Source organism: Mucilaginibacter sp. (assembly GCF_965200995.1).
Taxonomy (GTDB): Bacteria; Bacteroidota; Bacteroidia; order Sphingobacteriales; family Sphingobacteriaceae; genus Mucilaginibacter.
Map to the genome: position 1 here is coordinate 2,411,917 of NZ_OZ241743.1, position 19,917 is coordinate 2,431,833.

The following is a 19,917-nucleotide window of genomic DNA, read 5'->3' on the forward strand; positions in this document are numbered from 1 at the left end:
CAATAAATTTTTGGATAAAAGCGTAAAACGTTGGCATTAAAGGCAACCGAAGCTGTTAATATTGCAGCCATGAAAGTTTACGGCATACCCAACTGCAATACAGTTAAAAAAGCAATAGATTGGCTAAAGGCCAACAACGTGTCTTATGAGTTTCATAATTTCAAGAAGCTGGGTATCGCACCCGAAAAATTGCAGGAATGGGATAGCAAGGCAGGCTACGAAAAGTTTTTAAACAAGCAGGGCCTTACCTGGAAACAACTGGACCCGGCAGTAAAGGCAACCATTACCGGCAGCGCCGAAGCGCTGGCCTTGCTGCAGCAAAAAACCAGCATGATCAAGCGCCCGGTAGTTGAGCATAACGGCGAACTGCTTTTTGGCTTTGATGAGGAAGCATATAAAGAAAAACTACTATACATAAAGCAATTAGAGCAATAATATCGTTGTCCCTCCATCGGGAGGGTAGGGAGGGGTTTCTACATCAAGCTAATCAGATTTACAAAGAAAGAATATAAGGGCAAGCCAAAAAAGAGTACGTCCCGCATGTTGTACTTGCTGCCACAGATCAATAATGGACAAACCCCTCCCTGCCCTCCCGGGGGAGAGACGAATAACACTGCACTGTATTCCCTGATAAGTTTCCTTTCCGGAAGGATATTTACAAGGTAACTTTAAGATTACTTACGTTAACTTACCCCAAATAATAGTATTATTGTTTCATTAACTGCTATTTATCAAAACAACCTCACACTAATGAAGCAATACCTCTCGGCCGGCCTGTCGCTGGCTTTTACGGCCGCTGCTGCGCTTGTACAGGCACAGCCCCAGCAAACGCCGGCCCCCACCGGTAATTACAATTACCAGGAAACCTTTTCGCCCTTGTTTTACACCCGTGCCGGCAATGAGTTTCGTGCAGCCAGCGGCGAGCCGGGGCCAAAATACTGGCAAAACCGGGCCGATTATACCATAGCCGCCCGCCTGAACGACCAAACCAGCGAAATTACCGCTACCGAAACGGTTACCTATACCAACAACAGCCCGCAAAAACTGGGCTTTTTGTGGATGCAGCTGGACCAGAACCTGTTTAAACCCGACTCGCGCGGGGCAGCCATTACCCCACTGGTAGGCGGCCGTTACCGTAAGGCCAACGGGCAGAACGGCAGCGGCTATACCATTAAATCGGTAAGTGTAGAAAGCAACAAGGTAGTGACCAAGGTAAAGTACCTAATTGATGATACCCGTATGCAGTTGTTTTTGCCTGCCGGTATGGCTGCTAACGGCGGCCAGGTAAAAATCAGGATTGAATTTGCCTTTACCGAACCCGATTACGGCGCCGACCGTACCGGTGTGCAGCCCACCCAGAACGGAAAGATATTTGCCATTGCCCAGTGGTACCCGCGCATGTGCGTATATGATGATATTATGGGCTGGAATACCCATCCTTACGATGGCCCGGGTGAATTTTATTTAGAGTATGGTAACTTCGACCTGAATATTACCGCACCCGCCAATCACATTGTGGTAGCCTCGGGCGAGTTGCTGAACCCGGCAGAAGTATATACGCCTGAGCAGCAGAAACGCTGGGCGCAGGCTGCGCAAAGCGAGAAAACAGTAGTGATCCGTTCGGCTGCCGAAGTTACGCAGGCGGCATCCCGCCCGGCCGGTAAAAAGGAACTCACCTGGCACTTTAAAATTAACAATGCCCGCGATGCTTCCTGGGCTTCATCGGCTTCCTTTATTGTGGATGCAGCTAAAATGATGCTGCCCAGCGGTAAGAAATCACTGGCGATATCTGCCTACCCGGTAGAGAGCGACGGTGCCAGTGCCTGGGGCCGTTCTACTGAATACGTGAAGAAATCTATTGAATACAACTCCAAAAAATGGTTTGAATATCCTTATCCGGCGGCTACCGCCGTTGCCAGCAATATTGGCGGTATGGAGTATCCGGGCATTGTATTCTGCAGCTATCGCAGTAAAGGCGGTGGCTTATGGGGTGTAAACGACCACGAGTTTGGCCATACCTGGTTCCCGATGATCGTTGGTTCTAACGAGCGGTTATATGGCTGGATGGATGAGGGCTTCAATACCTTTATCAATACGCTTTCAACTGCTGATTTTAACAACGGCGAGTATGCACCTAAGCGCAAAATGGATATGAACCGTGTTGCACCCTACATCACCGGCCCGGCGCTTGAGCCGATACTAACCGAGCCTGCCGGTATGAAGGAAGCAAATATCGGAACCTTATTATATACCAAACCGAGCATCGCCCTGGTGCTGCTTCGCGAGCAGGTGATGGGCCCCGAACGCTTTGATAATGCCTTCCGCAGTTACATCAACCGCTGGGCTTACAAGCACCCTACGCCGGATGATTTTTTCCGTACCATGGAGAATGTAGGCGGCGAGAGTTTAGAATGGCTGTGGCGCGGCTGGTTCATCAATAACTGGAAACTGGATGTAGCAGTAGATGGTGTTAAATATACAGACAATGACGCTTCCAAAGGGGCCTTGATCACCATCAGTAACCTGGACAAGCTGGTTATGCCGGTGGTGCTGGAAGTGAAGCTGAAAAGCGGCAAGACCGATAGGGTGAAACTGCCGGTTGACATCTGGATGCGCAACAGCAGCTGGACGTTCCATTACCCATCCACAGAAGAAATTGAGTCGGTAACTTATGATCCCGATCATGTGTTCCCGGATTCTAACCCGGCTAACAATGTCTGGAATAAGTAAGCCCTCTAAAATTTTAGCAACTATAAAAAGCGCCGGTACTAATTAACAGTACCGGCGCTTTTTTTTGGTCTGTAATTGCCGTTTATGGCGTTTTATAAACTTTAAAGGAAAAATTAAACCGTTTTATCGGTATTTAACAGCGCAATGTGCAAACTATTTTTTCAGCATCGGGGTTGTATCGGTATAACTGCTTATGAAACTCAGCTACATTTTAATATTATTCAGTTGCCTTATCGTTACCTCTGTACAAGCCCAAACGCTGCGGGGATCGGTAGTAGAAGAGGGGACAAAAAACAAAATGACGGATGTTTTTATCCGTGATTTAAACAGCCGCCAGAATACGCTGACTGATACCAAGGGCGAGTTTGCCATCCGCACGGCGGTAGGGCATACCCTGGTGTTTTCTTCGCCCGGTTATACTTCCGATACCTTGTATGTAATTAATCTGCTTACCAGGCGCATAGAAATGCGGTCGCTGAGTATTGCCTTGCGCGAAGTAACGATCAGGGCTGCCCCGCGTTTTAATCCGCAGGCCGAGTATCCTGAAGTGTACCAGCGCAGTAAGGTGTATGCACTGTCGCCAAGCAGCTGGTTTGGCCGGGATGGTAAACAGGCCCGGCGTTTAAAGCATTACTTTGAACGCGAGGTACAGGAACGCCATGTGGACTCTGTATTCAGCCGCTTGTATGTAGGCAGCCTGGTGCCTTTGCGCGGGCAGGATTTAGACGATTTCATTACGCTTTACCGGCCAACATACGCTTTTCTGCGCAGCAATACCGGCCCTTCGCTGGCCGTATATGTAAATGATGCCTACAAAAAATGGCAGGCGCTGCCCGAAGAAAAGCGGCACCAGCAAAGATTAACACTGCAATAGACTGCAATATAAGTGGCAGTGGTACAGGTAATTATAGCTTTCATTGTTAATTTAAGGCAGTTAGCAGTTATAGCAGCAGCATTCAGCCAGGGCTTATGAAAAAGAACCGCCTCGAAGCTTTTAGCGATGGTGTATTTGCCATTATCATTACCATAATGGTACTGGAGCTGAAAGTGCCGCATGGCGATCATTTGGCTGATTTGGTTCCCATACTGCCACGGTTTATGAGCTATATGCTTAGCTTTGTTTATGTAGGTATTTACTGGAACAACCATCACCACATGATTTATGCCGCCGGTAAGGTAAGCGGCATGGTGCTTTGGGCAAACCTCAATTTGTTATTCTGGCTTTCGCTGGTTCCGTTTGTAACGGACTGGCTGGGCGAAAGTCATTTTACCCGGTGGCCGGTAGTATTATATGGCGTAGTGCTGCTATTGTGCGGTGCAGCCTATACTGTGCTGGCACGGTTGCTGATGCAAATGGCCGGTAAAGATTCGGTAATTACACGTGCTTTCGGTAAGGATCTTAAAGGGGCATTGTCGGTGTTGTTATACCTGCTTGCCGTAGGGCTGGCTTTTGTAAATACGGCTATCAGTATGGCCATTTATATATTAGTTGCGCTAATGTGGTTTATTCCCGACAGGCGCGTGGAGCGCATTCTGTTTTCCGAAAAGGAACAGCTGTAAAGGCGAATCTTCAATAATATCCATTAAAAACCCAGTCTATAATTTTCCATTTCATTTATAAGCGCTATGCATCGCTTTTACATGCGCTCCTGTATGTTAATAACCTGTTGAAAAGTATACGCCCTGATTTTCAACCATTCTTAAGTATCTTCATTTAATATTAAAATGCTTAACTGCAATTTTATATATTTTTGTACTGCGATACTGAACTGCCGAAGAGATGATTACCAAGCCCACTATTGACCGTATTATGGAAGCCACCGACGTAGTGGAGGTGATAGGGGAATTCGTGCAGCTCAAAAAGCGGGGTGCCAATTTTATCGGCCTTTCGCCGTTTGCCAACGAAAAGACGCCATCATTTACCGTATCACCGGCTAAGGGCATCTTCAAAGATTTTTCTTCGGGCAAGGGCGGCTCCGCAGTTACTTTTCTGATGGAGCATGAAAAGTTCAGCTACCCCGAGGCGCTGAAATGGCTGGCCAAAAAGTACAACATCGAGGTTGAGGAGCTGCAGGATAAGCCGGAGAACCGCGAAGAGGAAAACCATCGCGAGAGCCTGATGATTGTATCCGGCTACGCCGCCAAATATTTCCACCAGAGTTTGCTGGAAACTGATGAAGGTAAGCGTATTGGTTTAAGCTATTTTAAAGAGCGCGGTTTCAGCAGTGAAATCATTAAGAAATTTGAACTGGGCTACTCGCCCGACCAATGGGAGGCCTTTACCGGTCAGGCCATTAAAGAGGGCTACCAGCCGGAATATTTAGAAGAAAGCGGCCTGTCGGTTAAGCGGGATAATGGCTCCATGTATGACCGTTACCGCGGCCGGGTAATGTTTCCGATACACGGCTTCACCGGCAGGGTTATCGCCTTTGGCGGGCGCACGCTGAAAACCGAAAAGTCGGTTCCCAAATACGTCAATTCGCCTGAGTCGGAGATCTACCACAAATCCAATGTGCTTTATGGCTTGTTCTTCGCCAAAAAGGCCATTCGGGAAGAGGATAACTGCTATTTGGTGGAAGGCTATGCCGATGTGCTGTCCGTACACCAGGCAGGTATCGAAAATGTGGTGGCTTCCTCCGGCACCTCGCTTACGGTAGAGCAGATACGGCTGATCGGGCGCTTTACCAAAAATATCACCATTTTGTATGATGGCGATGCGGCCGGTATTAAAGCTTCATTGCGCGGGCTGGATTTGATTTTAGAAGAAGGACTGAACGTAAAGGTAGTGCTGTTCCCCGATGGGCACGACCCCGATTCTTATGTGCGCCAGGTAGGCAGCAGCGCCTTTAAAACCTATATTGACCAGAACAGGAAAGATTTTATTCTGTACAAAACCGGCATCTTGCTCAAAGAGGCGGGTAGCGACCCTATAAGGCGGGCCGAGGTGATACGTGAGATTGTAGAGAGCATTGCCAAGGTACCCGATTCCATTAAGGCTTCGGTGTTTATACGCGAGTGCAGCCAGCAGCTGCAAATTGACGAACGCATTTTATTGAGCGAACTCAACAAAATGCGGTTGGCTAAAGCCAAAAAGAACTACCAGCAGCCCCAATTACTGCCAGAGGAAGCGCCGCCCGACCAACTGATTGCAGAACCGCCATTAAAGCCCTCTAACGATGGTTTACCGCAGGAGCGCGAAATTATCAGGCTGCTGCTATTATACGGTAACCGCATTATTGATTGGGATGGTATTGCCAATACCTACATCGGCCCGTTTATGATTGCTGAGTTGAGCGATGTGGAATTTGAGCATGAGGTATGCAGGCGTTTTGTAGATATTTACAAGGCGCAGGTAGAAAACGGCGAACTGCCGGAGGAGCAGTACTTTATACACAGTGAAGACCGGCCCATTGTTGACCTTGCGGTCGACCTGATTTCTACCAAATATACGTTGAGCGAGAACTGGTATGAAATGCACAAAATTATAGTGCATGATGAGCAGGGCAATATGAAAGGCACCATACTGGGTGCTATATTTCACTTAAAAAAGCAAAAGGTGGGAAAAATATTAGAGAATATACGCCTGGCCTTGCAGAAAGCAGAAACTGCCGATGATCAGGAAATACTGATGAGCCAGTATATCCACCTCAAAAAAGTAGAAAAGACCATAACCGATTACTTAGGCTCTGTAATTATTAAGTAATGGCGCAGCACCTTGAACTGGGCCGCAGGGGGGAGGAACTGGCTAAAGCGCATTTGATAGCATACGGGTATGAGGTTGTAGCCCAAAACTGGGTATGCGGCAAGGCAGAAGTCGACCTGATTGCAAAAAAAGATACCAGGCTCATATTTGTAGAAGTAAAAGCCCGCAGCGGCGCCCGCTATGGCCAGCCCGAAGACTTTGTAAATGCCCGCAAACAAAAGCTGCTGGCCGGCGCTGCCAACGAGTATATATATCTGAACAATTATAACGGCGAAATACGTTTTGATATCATCGCCATTTTGTTTAACGCGCAAAAAGACTTTACTTTAAACCATATTAAAGATGCGTTTTGGCCGTTAGCCTTCTAACCCCATTCATGAAAAAACAATTGATATATGTGCTGGCCGCCGTATTGCTGGCTGGCAGCTGCAAAAATAATCAGGACGATAGTGCGCAGCTTTCTATCAGCCCGGAGGCAGGTTCTACATACGCATCCGGTGCGCCGGTGCCGGTTAAGGTAAGCTATCCTGCCGGTTTAAAGGTAGATTCGGTAGTATACCTGCTCGATTCCAGCCGGGTGGCATCAGGTAAGGATTCTGCCGCCGTTACCATCAAAACCGATGGACTGCCTTTGGGGCCAAGGGTAATTACCGCACGCTTATTTTCAGGGGGTAAACCGCAGGAGGTAAGCACTAATATTACCCTGCTTGCTGCCAAAATCCCCGAAGAATACACATTTGAGGTGGTAAAAACGTTTCCGCATGATACCAGTTCGTTTACTGAAGGACTGGAGTATCATGATGGTTACCTCTATGAAAGCGATGGCGGTACGCCTGCTACGGGTGAAGGGATGTCCACCCTGCGCAAGGTAAATGTAGCTACGGGTAAGCCGGTGCAAAAGCTGGATGGCGACCCTAAGATATTTAACGAGGGTATTACGCTGATTGATGGCAAGCTGATACAACTTACTTACAAGGACAGAGTTGGATTTGTGTATGATGCCAAAACCTTAAAAAAGTTAGCCACCTTTCCCTACCAGGCTGGTGCAGAAGGCTGGGGTTTGTGCAATGATGGCAAGCAGTTGTATACCACCACTACCGGAACTAACCAGATTGTTATTTTAAATAAGGATAATTACCGTAAAGGAGGTGAAATTGATGTATACGACGATAAAGGGCCGGTGAACAACCTGAATGAGATCGAATTTATTGACGGCTTGTTTTACATTAACATTTGGCAAACCAACAACATTGTGGCTGTTGATCCCAAAACAGGCGCTGTTGTGCGGCGGATAGATTTAACTACATTATACCCGCAGGAGCAACGCGATGCCGATGGCTCCAACATAGATGTGCTCAACGGCATTGCCTGGGATGCACAGGGTAAGCGCCTGTTTGTAACCGGCAAAAAATGGCCGCACCTGTACCAGATTAAACTTGTAAAGAAGTAAGTGTTTCAGAAGCCGGAGATAATAGACAAGAAATAAGACTTGTATTAAACAGCTCGTTTCGACCGTAGAAAGAAATCCTTGATATTAGGTATAAGGCTGCCCTTAAATGTATTTGTCGAACAGCGTACAAACACCAGTTGTCATTGCGAGGTACGAAGCAATCCCGTAGCATGTTCGCTATGTTTGCGACGAGATTGCTTCGTACCTCGCAATGACACGGTTGGGTTAGCTTTATACCTAATGTCAAATATTTTCCCTATGGTCAAAATGACCGCTTTGTTATTCGTTGTTTAAATGATGGGGGTACGCTTGCCATCTGCCCGTTCCCAGCGGTCAAGTTTGCCGTTTAAGAAATATAGCCAGTAGCTTTCTTCAGCGCTGTTATTGTTATAGCCGGTATACTGCACCACTTCTATGGTGGCATGGCTGTAAGTATCGTTACGGGCTGCTACTACTTCGTAAGGCTTTTTATTTAACGCCAACTGTGCTTCATCCTTACTCATGCCAATTCTTAGGGCATTGGTATTTACTTCGCGGGATTTATCGGCAAGTGTAGCGCGGGATGAAACGAATAATAGAAAAAATGCAGCTATAAAAAGGTATTGAATTTAGATGATTTGTGCATAGTTGAAAGGTGTAAGTAAGATATATTTATGATGGTAGCAAAGTCAGATGATTTAAATCTTAGTATAAAAATAAACGCCGGAAAGAATTAATTTCCGGCGTTTATGAAAGGGGTTGCTAAAGCAAAGTTACCGCCATGCCTTGTACCTGTTGATCAACCCATTGGTAGAGCCGTCGTGAGAGTTTACCTCATCTTCAGTGCGCAGCTCGGGCAGTATCTTGCCGGCCAGTTGCTTGCCTAACTCCACACCCCACTGGTCAAAGCTATAGATGTTCCAGATAATGCCCTGTACAAATATTTTATGTTCGTACATGGCAATCAGCGAGCCTAACGAGCGCGGTGTGATTTTCTTCACCAGTATGGAATTGGTCGGGCGGTTGCCTTCAAATACTTTAAACGGCGCCAGTTTTTCAATCTCATCATCCGTTTTACCGGATGCTTTAAGTTCGGCGGCTACTTCGTCATAACTTTTGCCGTTCATCAGCGCCTCGGTTTGCGCAAAAAAGTTAGACAGCAGCAGGGTATGATGTTCTCCTATGGGATTGTGGGTTTGTGCAGGCGCAAGAAAATCGCAGGGGATAAGCTTGGTTCCCTGGTGAATAAGCTGGTAAAATGCGTGCTGCCCGTTGGTGCCCGGCTCGCCCCAGATGATAGGGCCGGTCTGGTAATCTACCCGGTGGCCGTTACGGTCTACCGATTTGCCGTTGCTTTCCATATCGCCCTGCTGAAAATAGGCAGCAAAGCGGTGCATGTACTGGTCATAAGGCAAAATGGCTTCGGTTTGCGCCCCAAAAAAGTTATTGTACCATATGCCAATTAAGGCCAGTATAACCGGGATGTTCTTTTCAAACGCCGTGGTTTTAAAGTGTTCATCCATCACATGGGCGCCGGTAAGCAGCTCCTCAAAGTTTTCAAAGCCAATGCTCAGGCAGATGGATAAACCAATGGCGCTCCATAACGAATAACGGCCGCCCACCCAATCCCAAAACACAAACATATTTTCGGTATCAATACCAAAATCTTTTACCCCCCTGGCATTGGTAGACAGGGCTGCAAAGTGTTTGGCAATGTCTTGCTCTCCGGCGCCGCTTTTGAGCAGCCACTCACGAGCGGTATGGGCGTTGGTCATCGTTTCCTGTGTGGTGAAGGTCTTTGAGGCAATCAAAAACAGGGTAGTATCAGGATTGATTCCCTTTAAGGTTTCTGCAATTTGTGTACCATCTACATTCGATACAAAATGCATATTCAAATGATTCTTATAGGCTTTCAGCGCTTCGGTAACCATCACCGGCCCCAAATCGGAGCCGCCGATGCCAATGTTTACTACATCGGTAATGGCCTTTCCGGTGTAGCCCTTCCATTCGCCGCTGATGATGGCTTTACTGAATTTCTGCATCTGCGCCAGCACCGCATTTACCTCCGGCATTATATCCTTACCTTCGGCATAAATTGGCTGGTTGCTGCGGTTGCGCAGGGCGGTATGCAGCACAGGGCGGCCTTCGGTAGCGTTGATAACTTCGCCGCTGAACATGGCGGTTATTGCCTCGTTTAAGCTACATTCTTTAGCCAGTTGTACTAATAAACCGATAGCCTTATCATCAATGCGGTTCTTCGAATAATCAAGTAAGATATCTTCAAAGCCGGCAGAAAATTTTTCAAAACGTTGTTTATCAGCAGCAAACAAGTCTTTCATCTGTACAGCAGTAAACTGTGTATAATAATCGGTAAGATGTTGATAGGCTTCGGTGGTAGTAAAATTAATATTTGGCAGCATAATTGAACAGTTTGGGCAAAAGTAAACCAATTATTGTATAAATTTTAAACTTCACAGGTGTTCACTCAACACATTTGAAGTAATGTATATTTAACACTTATCTGTTAATAGTATTTTCAATAGAACCAACATTTGGTTTCGAATGTAAAAAAAGGGTAACATTATATTTGTGCTTTACCTGCGGCTAACTAACAGTTTAATTAACATTAATAACTAATACTACCACTATGTTTGAAAAACTTTTCTTGCTTGTAAAAAGCAACGCTGGCAATGCAATTTTGCAAAACCCTGTAATTCCTGCCAAACATCGCGAAGCTGCAGTTAATGAAGCTTCCAGTTCCATCATAGAAGTGCTGAAAGCCCAGATGGAAAGCGGTAAAATAAATGAGCTCATCAAATTTTTTCAGCTTACCGGGGTAAAGAACACATCGCTGGTCACCAGTATCATTAACCGTTTTGCCAACAAGCTGAACAAGTATTATGATATTGACCCGGCATCCGCACACACGGCTGCAGAAGGCCTGATTCCCCCTGTTATGCAGCAATTGGTACAGCAATCACGCACAGATCAAAATCCGGAGCAGGCACTGAGCTCAATGTTATCTGCCCTGAATGGCAACCACGGCGATTTGAGCAGCCTGGTACACCAGCTGATTGTGGCTGCATAGCATTAGCGTAGTGGTAATTGATATATACAAAAGGGCCTGCTTAGCAAAGCAGGCCCTTTTCGTGTGTAAATAGTTCAGGCACATTCTGATGGCTTGCGCAACTGATTTCAACTCCTTTACCTTTATATAAAACCTTATCTTTGCCCTTATGACTAAAGAACAAGTACAGGATTTAAGGGATAGAGTAACTTCCCTGAGGAGGTATCTTTGACATTGATACCAAACTTGAAGAGCTTGCTGCACAGCAAGAGATAACCATTGGCCCCGATTTTTGGAATGCGCCTAAAGAAGCTGAAAAGGTGCTTGCCGCCATTAAGGTTAGAAAAGTGTGGACGGATGCCTTTACCAAAGTAGCGGCAGTGGTAGATGATACCCAGGTATTGTTTGAATTTTACCAGGCAGGCGATGCTACCGAGGCTGAGATGAAAGAACAGTATGAGAATGCAATTACCGCGGTTGAGGAACTGGAATTTAAAAATATGCTCTCGGCCGAGGAAGATCAGCTGAATGCCGTTTTGCAGATTACTGCCGGCGCCGGTGGTACCGAAAGCTGCGACTGGGCCAGTATGCTGATGCGCATGTATATTATGTGGGGCGAAAAGAATGGCTACAAGGTTACCGAGCAGGACTCGCAGGAGGGCGATGTAGCCGGTATAAAAACCGTTACGCTGCAACTGGAAGGCGATTTTGCCTATGGGTACCTGAAGGGGGAGAATGGCGTGCACCGGTTAGTGCGCGTATCGCCGTTTGATGCCAATGCCAAGCGCCATACTTCTTTTGCCTCAGTATACGTATACCCGCTGGTGGATGATACAATAGAGATTGAAGTGAACCCTGCCGATATTGAGTTCGAAACCTTTCGCTCGGGCGGTGCAGGCGGGCAGAATGTGAACAAGGTAGAAACAGCCGTGCGTTTATACCACAAATCTTCGGGCATCATCATCAAAAACCAGGAATCGCGCTCGCAATTGCAAAATAAGGAAAACGCCATCCGGCTGCTGAAATCGCAGTTGTATGAAATAGAAATGCGTAAACGCATGGAAACCAGCAATGCTATTGAAGGCAATAAAAAGAAGATTGAATGGGGATCGCAGATACGTAACTATGTACTGCACCCTTATAAATTGGTGAAAGACCTGCGTACCGACCATGAAACTTCAAATGCCCAGGCGGTACTGGATGGTGAACTGGACGAATTTTTAAAGGCCTATTTAATGGAGTTTGGCGGAAGTAAATAATTATTGATTTTAAAGCGTAATTAAGCAGCATAATGCCATTTTTAGGTTGATTATGCTGCTTTTTTGTTTCTATTTGATGATTATATGGTATATGCCAACAACCCCCGTTTTTCCTTTAGGAGGTAAAAGGGATTAATACCTCTAATAACTCATTCAGCTCTGATGCTTTTTCAGCAGACCCTGACTGCTCATAAGCGCTGATAAGGTTACGCAGGATACGCCGCACAATATCGGCGTTGCTGCAGGGCTGGTAAAAGTGCGCTTCCTGCTTTAGTTTTAATTGCTTTAAAAACATATCCACATCGCGCTTACCAAAAATGTGCCCCTTGTTAAATGCATTTATATAAAAGAGCACACCATTATCGCTAAAATCAGGATGGGCATTGCTTTCATCCACATAAGCTAAGATGAAGTGTTGCGGCAGGTTTACGCCATACACCGGCATATCTAACTTTTGGGCAATAACAGAATAGATGATAGCTAAAGAAATCTGATTGCCTTTTTTGCTTTCTAATACCTGGCTTAGATAGCTGTTCTGCGGGTCCTGATGGTGGGTAGTGTTGCCGCTGAAACCGTAAATGTTATAGAGCACATGGTTAATCAGCTTAATTTGCTCAGCCGGGCTGATTTCGTTGTTTAATTGCAGCCATATATCACGTTTAATGGCCTCAAGCTGATTGATCACTTTCTGCTCATCCAAATCGGGGTACTGGTATTTATTTATAGTCAGCACGCCCTGCAATAAATCAAAGGCGCCTCCCTGGTACCACAACTTCAGTTCGTTCTTCACAATACTGAACTGTATCTCGTGTACCAGGTTGGCAATGCGCTCTTGCTGCACCGAATCAAACGCTTCTTCAAAGGCCGACTCTAAGTAACTGATGGCAGTATGCCCATAGTTGAATAATTTTTCATGTACATGGTTGTATATTTCCGTATCCGGATCATCCAGCAGGTGGATGAGCGAATTGATCTCTGTAGGGTTAATCATTGCAAAATCAGTTTTATATATTATGGCAATAGCTATTTTTGCAGCCATGTTCAACATCCGGCTCTCCGCAAAGTACCTTTGGCACCGTATTACGGCCAACAACAGGCACGGTTTGCATTCGCCTTTTGTATACCGGCTGGTTGATAAGGTAATTTACGAATTTTGTGCCAAAGATGCTTACGCCGACCTCAAAAGCGCCTACATCAGATTTAGAAATGACGGTAATTTTACAGCCACGCCGTATAAGGTATGGCAGCTGTTATACCGGCTGGTAGCGGACGCGCACCCTGCAACTTATATGTTTTCGGGCACCGGCAATATGGCGGTTCAGCACCTGTTTCAACTGGCAGCGCCAGGCGCTGCGGCTCTCCATCCGGAGCATAACGGTGGGCGGCAGCCTGTTGCTGCCGATGTGATTTTTGTTGATGCCGCAATAACCGGAGCTATAGAAACCATAGTGGAGCAGTGTTTGCCCTTTGTACACCCTGGCAGTATGCTGATCATCTATCAGCTGTACCGGCAGCCACAGGGTGAAAACACTTTTCAGCAATTAAGAGCGCATCCGCTGGTTACCATAACTATTGATTTATTCTGGCTGCAACTGGTTTATTTCAGAACGGGGCAGGTTAAAGAACATTTTAAAGTGAGGTATTAGATAACGCGTTATAGTAATGTTTAAAAAATGTTTGTGCTTTTGTAAAGTGATGGCAAAGTGCTTGCCTGTCTGAAATCTTCAATCAGCTTTCTGAAAAAACTATTTACTTTCCGGTAAAGGCTTGCCTGCCTTAAAGGCTGCCTGTTCACTGTTCAGTTGCTCAAGTTGCCCGGTAGTAAGTGGTTGTGCAATCAATTGGTTGAGGTTGGGCTGCCCTGCATCAACCCAGGCCGAGTACCAGAAACTGCCTACCCATAAGATGGCCATCCTTAGCCGCCGCTCAACCATGTTATTCAATGCTTTCTGGTACGCCATGCTATAACCGTAGGTATACTGCAATATTTTACGGTTACCACGCTTTACCAGTTCCATTTTAGGGCCCGACCGGTAAGTGGCATTAAGCCGCCGTTCGAACCTCAATACAGAATCGGTGCATTTGTAGGAGCCGCGGCAAATTATAAAGGCCTGCCATAGCGGATTGTCTATATACCGGGCCTTGCCGGTGTAGTAACGGTACGTATGTCCGAATAATTCGGGCAGGCGGCTTTCCCAAAGTGCATGTATACCGTTTTGATGGGTAAGCTGCCCGTCGTAGTTACTGATGGTATGTAGCGGCACACAGGCATCGGCAACATAATGGCCCAGGTAGGCTGAGGTATGCAGTATGGCAGTAGTATCGTGCTGTTGAAATGCCTTAACCAGTTTGTAATAATTCTCCTGTATCACCCAGGGCAATGTTCCGTATTTGATCAGCGTATCGGTAGAATACTTCTGCGCTGCATCTTCCCATTTTTGCGGCACGGTATGGAAGGGGTCTTTGCCATAATGGTCGGCGTTAAAATAGTGGCGCGGAATTTCTGCCGAGTCCACATACCGCCGTTTATCTGGTGCTACAGCCTGCTCGGTAATGTAGCTGATGTTGGCTTTATAAAAACTGCTCATGGCTGGCGGCAAAATATAAACCGCTAAGTGGTTGATACGGTAATGCGCATAAAAGCCCCACGAGGTGCCGGTTATAATAACCAATATAGCCAGCAAGCAGGTATACACGCGTTTCATGCGCCGGTAAAGTTAAAACACTTATAGGCAGTGCAGTAAAAGATAAAATAAAACATTTTTAAAAACGCATTTGACATTCAATAAAAATCATCTTATATTTGCAGTCCGAAAATAATAAGAATATCCAGCTACAATGGCAAATCATAAATCATCAATTAAGAGAATCAGGGCTAACGCTGTGAAGCGCTTACGCAACAGATACCAGGCAAAAACCACCCGTAACGCTATTAAAAAGTTAAGGGGTACAACTTCTAAGGAAGAAGCTACACCGCTTTTAACCAAGGTGATCTCAATGCTTGACCGTTTAGCTAAAAAGAACGTAATCCACAAAAATAAAGCTTCAAACAACAAATCGAAGCTGACCAGGTTTGTAAACGGCTTACAATAATCTTTACCAGATATAGGAAAAGGGATTTTGCGCAAAGCAAAATCCCTTTTTTGTTTTATGCCGATTTTTAAATAGTTTCAGGGCATGGAAGCGTATGAAACCAAAATCAGTATCAAGGCCTGGGCCGAGGAAGACCGCCCGCGCGAGAAACTAAACGCACAGGGCCGCCGTGCATTAAGCGATGCGGAACTGATTGCCATTCTGATTGGTTCGGGCAGCCGCAACGAATCTGCCGTGGAACTGAGCAAGCGCATCCTGCACCATTATGATAATGACCTGAATAAACTGGGCATGGTATCAGTAGCAGAACTTTCCAAATTCAAGGGCATAGGCGAGGCTAAGGCCATTTCTATTATAGCGGCACTTGAACTGGGCCGCCGCAGGGACGAAACCGAAACCAAAGCCCCCGAAATAATACAGGGCAGCCGCAGCGCCTACCAGTGCCTGCGCCGCCACCTGATGGATTTAAACCACGAAGAATTTTGGATATTGCTATTGGGCCGCAACTGTAAAGTGCTGTCTAAAGAACTCATCAGTAAAGGCGGATTATCAGGAACGGTGGCCGACCCTAAAATTATATTTCACGTGGCTTTGCAACACCAGGCATCCTCCATTATACTGGCGCATAACCACCCCTCCGGTAACTTAAAGCCCAGCCAGCAGGACATCGATCTCACTAAAAAGATTTGCAACGCCGGCCGTATACTGGATATTGGTGTGCTTGACCACATCATTATTGCCGGGCAAGGTTATCTCAGCTTTGGCGATGAAGGGTTACTGTAAGAAATAAAGCTGATTACCAGTTATGATTTAATGAACTTCTTTTTGGGGTTTCTGCTGGTATAAAATACAGTGTATATAATTACTTCTGTTTCCTCAATGCTAAAAACAAGTACATATGGAAACGTGCGCAGGTTGATTTCCCGGAAGTTTCCCTTAACGATGGCATAAATTCCGGGTTGTTTTTCTAACTTATCGAATCAAATATTCGCTTCTTTCAATAGCGTTTCTCCCAAGCCCTCTTTCTGTTCTTCACACCATGCATAAGCCTTTTTAAGCATTGTAATTGCCCGGGGCTTTAAAAAACAACAGTAAACATTATAGGCCTTTTTGTCCTCTTATAATTTCCATTGCTTTCTGGCGGTTGTATGATTTGGATTTACCGGCCAAATGCAGCTCCTGTTCATGCTTCAGAATGGCAAACTCTTCATCTGTGAACTTAAATTGCTGATTGTCTTCAATGTCTTCCTTCAGCAATGTATATATAGCCTTTACTTTGTTCTCTTCTGCCGCTGTTAAATAAGTAATTAAGCGTTTACTTATGGTGGCTAATGTCATAGTTAAAGTTACTAATCATATTCGCGTATCAATATTCTGTCAATATCACCACTTTATCAGCTAACGTTTCAATACGTTCCCGTCCTTTTAAAAAGCCTAAGCCCACTACAAAGGTAAAGCCGGCAACAATACCGCCCATTTCATCAATCAGTTCGCTGGCAGCGGTTACGGTGCCGCCGGTGGCCAGCAGGTCATCATGTATCAGGATATGGCTGCCCGGTTCAAAGGCATCGGTATGTAGTTCAATGGTGGCCGAGCCGTACTCCAGTTCATATACCTTTTGCTTTACCGTATGCGGTAGTTTACCGGCCTTGCGCACCGGTACAAAGGGTACCCCTAATCTGCCCGCTAATGACAGGCCGAACAAAAAGCCCCGGCTTTCCACACCTGCTACCGCATCAATGCGCATGCCCTGCAACTGTTCTACAAAAGCATTCAGAATATTTTCGCAGAGCGCCGGATCTTTCAGTATCGGGGTAATATCTTTAAATACAATTCCGGGTTTGGGAAAATCGGGGATGTCGCGTATGGCAGCCTTAATAGCGGTATCAATCATTTGAGTGTAAGATAGGGCGCAAGTTTACGTAAAATCTGTTCATCCAATATGGCTATATTCTTCAATTCGGCAAGCGACTCATAGTTGCCGTGTTGCTTACGGTATTGTATAATGGCGTTAGCTTGTTTAAAGTTTAAATAGGGGTGGTTCTTTAATCCGTCCAGTTCAACCGTATTGATGTTGATTTTTTTTACCCGGCGGTTACGTAGCGTAAACTGTGCTTTTAGAGTATTGTACATGCCTTCATCAATGCCAAACACTTCCTTTAATTGCTCTTTATGATGAAAGCCGCCTAACCGCTCGCGGTAATGTAAAATGCGCATGGCATAAGCCGGGCCAATACCGTTTACCTGCGTTAACTTAGCCGAATCGGCTGTATTCAAATCCACAATGGCAGCGGGCGCATTTTTACGGTTACTTACACTGTCGGGCAAATCAATATAAGGCGCCAGCCGGGCATAATCATTTGCAGTAAGCGAATACATCTTCTTTACATCCTGCTTACTCCTGAACTTTCCGCCCTTGCTTTCATAATGCTGAATAGTGCTGATTTGATGTGCATTAAGCCCTAACTGCGCCCAGCGGGCACTGTTCAGGTGATTGGGGTTAAACCGGGAAGGTGATGACGGGGAAGCGCCGGGTATGCCGCCGTTTTCAGCCTTTACCTGGCTGAGGCGGGCAAGGGCTGCGCTCAGTTGCCTTGTATTTATTGCAGGTTGTGTATGCAGCCGGGTATACACTTCGGGCGCAATAAGTGCAGCTGCAATCAACCATAGCAATACCATCATGCCGTTCCACTCTTTCTTACTAAGCGACAGATAGTTTTTGATTTGAGTTTTGATTGAACCGGGCATTGGTGGCTTTAAATATAAAGAAATACTTAATTTTAGGCACTCTGATTGAAAAAGCTACCCATGAAAATAATTACCACCGATGAATTTGCCAAAGCTACCAGGCTGGATAAGCTGAAAATGCCCGGCCTGGCCGCTTTGCTGATGGAGGTAATGAAGATAAACGACATTAATAAAGTTTTTGAGCAGGCGCAAACCAGGCAGGGGGTGGATTTTATTGATGCGGTGTTGAAAATCATCGGGGTTGAAATTGAGTTTGATGAAGACGAACTGAAAAATCTGCCCTCTGCGGGCAGCTTCGTTGCCATTGCCAACCACCCTTATGGTGGGGTAGAAGGGCTGGTGTTACTGAAAATACTTTGTATGGTGCGGCCCGAGGCCAAACTGATGGCCAACTTCATCCTGAAAAAGATACCTAACCTGAGCGAGTACTTTGTGGCGGTAAACCCATTTGAAAATATAGAACACTCATCCAGTATCAGCGGTATAAAAACCACGCTTGAGCTGCTGGCCTCGGGTACACCAATAGGTATATTTCCGGCAGGGGAGGTTTCGGCTTTTCAATTAGATAAGCAGCAGGTTACCGATAAGATGTGGCACCCTGTGGTAGGTAAGCTCATTGCCAGGGCCAAAGTGCCGGTGGTGCCTGTATATTTTCATGGTAATAACGGTATATTGTTCAATCTGCTTGGCTTTATCCATCCTGCCTTGCGTACCGCAAAATTACCTTCGGAGTTTTTAAACAAGCACGGGCAAACCATTAAGCTGCGCATTGGCAAACCTATACAGGTAAAAAACATTCCCGATGCCGGCAACCCCGCCAGGCTGCTTAGTTTTTTGCGCGCCAAAACGTATGCGTTAGGCACCGGCCTGGAACATTACAAGCGTATTTTTAACCCAGGCCAGCTATTTAAAATCCGCCGTACGCCCAAAACCATTGCCGGCGAAACGCCGGTGAACGTTATTGCACAAGAAATTGCTGCGCTGGATGCATCCTACAAAATATGGACGGAGAAGGATTACGAAGTTTACATTGTACCGGCTTCGGCCATTCCGCAGGTGATCAACGAAATCGGGAGGCTGCGCGAGCTTACCTTCCGGGAAGTGGGCGAGGGTACCAACAAGGCAGTGGATCTGGATGAATATGATATTTATTATCATCACCTGTTTATCTGGGATGCCAGTGCACAGCTGATTGTGGGCGCGTATCGTATAGGTTTGGGCGATGAGATTTATTACAGCATGGGCAAGAGCGGTTTTTATACGGCCAATCTCTTCAAGATCAAATCGCAGTTTACCGAGGTGCTTAAAACCAGTTTAGAACTGGGCCGCTCATGGGTACGCAAGGAATACCAGCAAAAGCCTTTGCCCCTGTTTTTGCTATGGAAGGGAATATTAAAGTACCTGATCGATAATCCGCGTTACCGATACCTTATCGGGCCGGTAAGTATCAGTAATACATTTTCGGATTTTTCTAAATCGCTGATCGTGGATTACATTACCCGCCATCACTTCGACCATGAGATGGCGGAATATGTAAAGCCGCGAAAGAAGTTTAAAGTAGATTTTAGCAGTATTGATACCGATTTACTCATGTCCGGAGAAGATACGCTGAAAGGGCTGGACAGCATACTTTCAGAGATCGAGACCCGTAACATGAAGCTGCCGGTACTGTTACGGCAGTATATTGCCCTTAATGCTAAAATTATCTGCTTTAATATCGACCCTAAATTTGCCGATTGCTTAGACGGCTTTCTGGTGCTGGATTTAATGAAAGTACCTAAAGATATGCTGGAAAAGCTGGGCAAGAATCTGCAATCCTAACAGCAATACATATCTCACAAACCGGGTGTTTCCGGATATAGAGCTATAAGGGTTCATAAGGTGTTTC

Annotated in this window: 20 protein-coding genes; 13 read left to right on the plus strand and 7 right to left on the minus strand. The window is 45.9% G+C overall.

Translation table 11 applies throughout. The features are described from left to right. The first annotated feature begins 30 nt into the window (after positions 1 to 30). From ACY652_RS11335 to ACY652_RS11365, 7 genes are all read left to right on the plus strand, one after another. Positions 31 to 435, plus strand: a complete 405-nt coding sequence (locus tag ACY652_RS11335) for an arsenate reductase (protein WP_462264484.1) — start codon at positions 31 to 33, stop codon at positions 433 to 435. Positions 436 to 750: 315 nt separating this feature from the next. After that, positions 751 to 2,730 (plus strand): M1 family metallopeptidase, encoded by a 1,980-nt coding sequence (locus ACY652_RS11340; protein ID WP_462264485.1) that lies wholly within the window; start codon positions 751 to 753, stop codon positions 2,728 to 2,730. Between the two features lie 193 nt (positions 2,731 to 2,923). Beyond that, positions 2,924 to 3,604 (plus strand): carboxypeptidase-like regulatory domain-containing protein, encoded by a 681-nt coding sequence (locus ACY652_RS11345; RefSeq protein ID WP_462264486.1) that lies wholly within the window; start codon positions 2,924 to 2,926, stop codon positions 3,602 to 3,604. A 95-nt stretch (positions 3,605 to 3,699) separates the two neighbouring features. After that, positions 3,700 to 4,290 (plus strand): TMEM175 family protein, encoded by a 591-nt coding sequence (locus ACY652_RS11350; RefSeq protein WP_462264487.1) that lies wholly within the window; start codon positions 3,700 to 3,702, stop codon positions 4,288 to 4,290. A gap of 220 nt (positions 4,291 to 4,510) precedes the next feature. After that, on the plus strand, positions 4,511 to 6,433 hold the full coding sequence (gene dnaG / locus ACY652_RS11355; protein WP_462264488.1) for a DNA primase: 1,923 nt from the start codon (positions 4,511 to 4,513) through the stop codon (positions 6,431 to 6,433). Continuing rightward, positions 6,433 to 6,801: a YraN family protein gene (locus ACY652_RS11360; protein ID WP_462264489.1), complete on the plus strand. Its 369-nt coding sequence runs from the start codon at positions 6,433 to 6,435 to the stop codon at positions 6,799 to 6,801. The genes dnaG and ACY652_RS11360 overlap by 1 nt, the downstream gene beginning before the upstream one ends. Positions 6,802 to 6,809: 8 nt before the next feature. Then, a complete protein-coding gene (locus ACY652_RS11365) occupies positions 6,810 to 7,883 on the plus strand; it encodes a glutaminyl-peptide cyclotransferase (RefSeq protein WP_462264490.1) in 1,074 nt (357 codons plus the stop codon). Positions 7,884 to 8,173: 290 nt separating this feature from the next. Here ACY652_RS11365 and ACY652_RS11370 read toward each other — a convergent pair whose 3' ends face one another. Both ACY652_RS11370 and pgi read right to left on the minus strand, forming a co-directional pair. Then, positions 8,174 to 8,386 (minus strand): hypothetical protein, encoded by a 213-nt coding sequence (locus ACY652_RS11370; protein ID WP_462264491.1) that lies wholly within the window; start codon positions 8,384 to 8,386, stop codon positions 8,174 to 8,176. 249 nt (positions 8,387 to 8,635) lie between these two features. Beyond that, positions 8,636 to 10,282 (minus strand): glucose-6-phosphate isomerase, encoded by a 1,647-nt coding sequence (gene pgi, locus ACY652_RS11375; protein WP_462264492.1) that lies wholly within the window; start codon positions 10,280 to 10,282, stop codon positions 8,636 to 8,638. Between the two features lie 227 nt (positions 10,283 to 10,509). Here pgi and ACY652_RS11380 point away from each other — a divergent pair, with 227 nt between their 5' ends. Together ACY652_RS11380 and prfB are read left to right on the plus strand one after the other, a co-directional pair. Continuing rightward, a complete protein-coding gene (locus ACY652_RS11380; RefSeq protein WP_462264493.1) occupies positions 10,510 to 10,950 on the plus strand; it encodes a hypothetical protein in 441 nt (146 codons plus the stop codon). 148 nt (positions 10,951 to 11,098) lie between these two features. Beyond that, positions 11,099 to 12,188, plus strand: a protein-coding gene (gene prfB, locus ACY652_RS11385; protein WP_462264494.1) for a peptide chain release factor 2 whose coding sequence is annotated in 2 segments (ribosomal slippage) — positions 11,099 to 11,158 and positions 11,160 to 12,188 — 1,089 coding nt in all. Because the reading frame shifts where the segments join, the coding sequence is not laid out codon by codon here. A 115-nt stretch (positions 12,189 to 12,303) separates the two neighbouring features. On the opposite strand, the gene ACY652_RS11390 is transcribed toward prfB, so the two are convergent. Then, on the minus strand, positions 12,304 to 13,179 hold the full coding sequence (locus ACY652_RS11390; protein ID WP_462264495.1) for a transglutaminase-like domain-containing protein: 876 nt from the start codon (positions 13,177 to 13,179) through the stop codon (positions 12,304 to 12,306). Positions 13,180 to 13,201: 22 nt separating this feature from the next. Here ACY652_RS11390 and ACY652_RS11395 point away from each other — a divergent pair, with 22 nt between their 5' ends. Further along, positions 13,202 to 13,834, plus strand: a complete 633-nt coding sequence (locus ACY652_RS11395; protein WP_462264496.1) for a hypothetical protein — start codon at positions 13,202 to 13,204, stop codon at positions 13,832 to 13,834. A gap of 99 nt (positions 13,835 to 13,933) precedes the next feature. Here ACY652_RS11395 and ACY652_RS11400 read toward each other — a convergent pair whose 3' ends face one another. Next, the gene (locus tag ACY652_RS11400) at positions 13,934 to 14,893 is read right to left on the minus strand and encodes a zinc dependent phospholipase C family protein (RefSeq protein ID WP_462264497.1); all 960 of its coding nucleotides are present in this window, start codon (positions 14,891 to 14,893) and stop codon (positions 13,934 to 13,936) included. Between the two features lie 133 nt (positions 14,894 to 15,026). Here ACY652_RS11400 and rpsT point away from each other — a divergent pair, with 133 nt between their 5' ends. Both rpsT and radC read left to right on the plus strand, forming a co-directional pair. Beyond that, positions 15,027 to 15,281, plus strand: a complete 255-nt coding sequence (gene rpsT, locus ACY652_RS11405; RefSeq protein WP_462264498.1) for a 30S ribosomal protein S20 — start codon at positions 15,027 to 15,029, stop codon at positions 15,279 to 15,281. A gap of 84 nt (positions 15,282 to 15,365) precedes the next feature. After that, positions 15,366 to 16,064, plus strand: a complete 699-nt coding sequence (gene radC, locus ACY652_RS11410; RefSeq protein WP_462264499.1) for a RadC family protein — start codon at positions 15,366 to 15,368, stop codon at positions 16,062 to 16,064. A 315-nt stretch (positions 16,065 to 16,379) separates the two neighbouring features. Here radC and ACY652_RS11415 read toward each other — a convergent pair whose 3' ends face one another. The 3 genes from ACY652_RS11415 to ACY652_RS11425 are packed head-to-tail and all read right to left on the minus strand — an operon-like array spanning position 16,380 to position 18,029. Then, entirely contained in the window at positions 16,380 to 16,619 is a 240-nt protein-coding gene (locus ACY652_RS11415) for a hypothetical protein (protein ID WP_462264500.1), read from the minus strand. A gap of 28 nt (positions 16,620 to 16,647) precedes the next feature. Beyond that, positions 16,648 to 17,175, minus strand: a complete 528-nt coding sequence (locus tag ACY652_RS11420) for an adenine phosphoribosyltransferase (RefSeq protein ID WP_462264501.1) — start codon at positions 17,173 to 17,175, stop codon at positions 16,648 to 16,650. Then, the gene (locus ACY652_RS11425; RefSeq protein WP_462264502.1) at positions 17,172 to 18,029 is read right to left on the minus strand and encodes a helix-hairpin-helix domain-containing protein; all 858 of its coding nucleotides are present in this window, start codon (positions 18,027 to 18,029) and stop codon (positions 17,172 to 17,174) included. Before ACY652_RS11425 ends, ACY652_RS11420 begins: the two co-directional genes overlap by 4 nt. A 60-nt stretch (positions 18,030 to 18,089) precedes the next feature. Between ACY652_RS11425 and ACY652_RS11430 the strand changes: the two genes are divergently transcribed. Then, complete coding sequence (locus ACY652_RS11430) at positions 18,090 to 19,850, plus strand: lysophospholipid acyltransferase family protein (protein WP_462264503.1); 1,761 nt, start codon at positions 18,090 to 18,092, stop codon at positions 19,848 to 19,850. Positions 19,851 to 19,917 lie beyond the last annotated feature (67 nt).

Excerpts from the sequence above, each read along its gene's own strand:
- ACY652_RS11340 (WP_462264485.1), top strand. The coding sequence starts at position 751 with ATGAAGCAATACCTCTCGGCCGGCCTGTCGCTGGCTTTTACGGCCGCT.
- ACY652_RS11345 (WP_462264486.1), top strand. The coding sequence starts at position 2,924 with ATGAAACTCAGCTACATTTTAATATTATTCAGTTGCCTTATCGTTACC.
- ACY652_RS11350 (WP_462264487.1), top strand. The coding sequence starts at position 3,700 with ATGAAAAAGAACCGCCTCGAAGCTTTTAGCGATGGTGTATTTGCCATT.
- dnaG (WP_462264488.1), top strand. The coding sequence starts at position 4,511 with ATGATTACCAAGCCCACTATTGACCGTATTATGGAAGCCACCGACGTA.
- ACY652_RS11360 (WP_462264489.1), top strand. The coding sequence starts at position 6,433 with ATGGCGCAGCACCTTGAACTGGGCCGCAGGGGGGAGGAACTGGCTAAA.
- ACY652_RS11365 (WP_462264490.1), top strand. The coding sequence starts at position 6,810 with ATGAAAAAACAATTGATATATGTGCTGGCCGCCGTATTGCTGGCTGGC.
- ACY652_RS11370 (WP_462264491.1), bottom strand. The coding sequence starts at position 8,386 with ATGAGTAAGGATGAAGCACAGTTGGCGTTAAATAAAAAGCCTTACGAA.
- pgi (WP_462264492.1), bottom strand. The coding sequence starts at position 10,282 with ATGCTGCCAAATATTAATTTTACTACCACCGAAGCCTATCAACATCTT.
- ACY652_RS11380 (WP_462264493.1), top strand. The coding sequence starts at position 10,510 with ATGTTTGAAAAACTTTTCTTGCTTGTAAAAAGCAACGCTGGCAATGCA.
- ACY652_RS11390 (WP_462264495.1), bottom strand. The coding sequence starts at position 13,179 with ATGATTAACCCTACAGAGATCAATTCGCTCATCCACCTGCTGGATGAT.
- ACY652_RS11395 (WP_462264496.1), top strand. The coding sequence starts at position 13,202 with ATGGCAATAGCTATTTTTGCAGCCATGTTCAACATCCGGCTCTCCGCA.
- ACY652_RS11400 (WP_462264497.1), bottom strand. The coding sequence starts at position 14,893 with ATGAAACGCGTGTATACCTGCTTGCTGGCTATATTGGTTATTATAACC.
- rpsT (WP_462264498.1), top strand. The coding sequence starts at position 15,027 with ATGGCAAATCATAAATCATCAATTAAGAGAATCAGGGCTAACGCTGTG.
- radC (WP_462264499.1), top strand. The coding sequence starts at position 15,366 with ATGGAAGCGTATGAAACCAAAATCAGTATCAAGGCCTGGGCCGAGGAA.
- ACY652_RS11415 (WP_462264500.1), bottom strand. The coding sequence starts at position 16,619 with ATGACATTAGCCACCATAAGTAAACGCTTAATTACTTATTTAACAGCG.
- ACY652_RS11420 (WP_462264501.1), bottom strand. The coding sequence starts at position 17,175 with ATGATTGATACCGCTATTAAGGCTGCCATACGCGACATCCCCGATTTT.
- ACY652_RS11425 (WP_462264502.1), bottom strand. The coding sequence starts at position 18,029 with ATGCCCGGTTCAATCAAAACTCAAATCAAAAACTATCTGTCGCTTAGT.
- ACY652_RS11430 (WP_462264503.1), top strand. The coding sequence starts at position 18,090 with ATGAAAATAATTACCACCGATGAATTTGCCAAAGCTACCAGGCTGGAT.